Here is an 812-nt window from a genome sequence, read left to right as displayed (position 1 = left end):
ATGACGTCACATCAAGATATTCAAAAAATCGTATTTACAGGCTCGACGCCCACGGGCAAAGCCATTATGAAAAGCGCAGCTGACAATCTTACCCGCTTGACACTAGAGCTTGGTGGCAACGATGCGGGTATTGTCTTAGCAGATGCCGATATTGCTGCTTGTGCGCCAAAGATATTTGCGACCTCTTTTATTAATAATGGCCAAACTTGTGCTGCCCTAAAGCGCCTTTATGTCCATGAATCTGTGCATGATGAGCTATGTGAAGCTTTAACGAACATGGCCAATAGCATGAAAACGGGCAATGGCTTTGATGAAGATACTGACTTTGGACCGCTACAGAATCAAGAGCAGCTTAATATCGTCAAAGCACTTGCCAAAGATGCCAAAGAGCGCGGCGCCAACTTCTTATGCGGCGGTGACGTCACGGACGAGAGCGGCTATTTTTATCCAATCACGCTCGTGAGCAATATTAATGATGGGGCAAGGCTGGTCGATGAAGAACAATTTGGGCCCATTTTACCTATTATTAAATTTAGCGATGTAGAAGAGGCGATAGATAGCGCCAATCGCTTGCAAGTGGGGCTTGGCGGCTCAGTGTGGTCGCAGAATATCGAAAAGGCACAGAAAATTGCTTCTCGCTTAGAGTGCGGTACGGTCTGGATCAACAACCATGCCATGATTCAGCCTGATGCGCCATTTGGCGGTGTGAAAGACTCAGGGTTTGGGGTGGAGTTTGGAGAAGCTGGCCTAAAAGAATTCACCTTCATCCAAACCGTACAGACGTTTAAATCTTAAAACCACTTTTACTGATA

1 protein-coding gene is annotated in these 812 nt (G+C 46.3%); it reads left to right on the top strand.

Annotation, left to right across the window (positions count from 1 at the left end; genetic code table 11):
• Positions 1-795: aldehyde dehydrogenase family protein (locus ACS8FD_RS19015; protein WP_439277007.1), on the top strand; the 795-nt coding region annotated here is incomplete at its 5' end.
• Between the last annotated feature and the right edge of the window lie 17 nt (positions 796-812).

Source organism: Psychrobacter sp. 1U2 (assembly GCF_051847575.1).
Note: the sequence above shows the minus strand (reverse complement) of the source record. Positions and strands in the feature narration are given on the sequence as shown.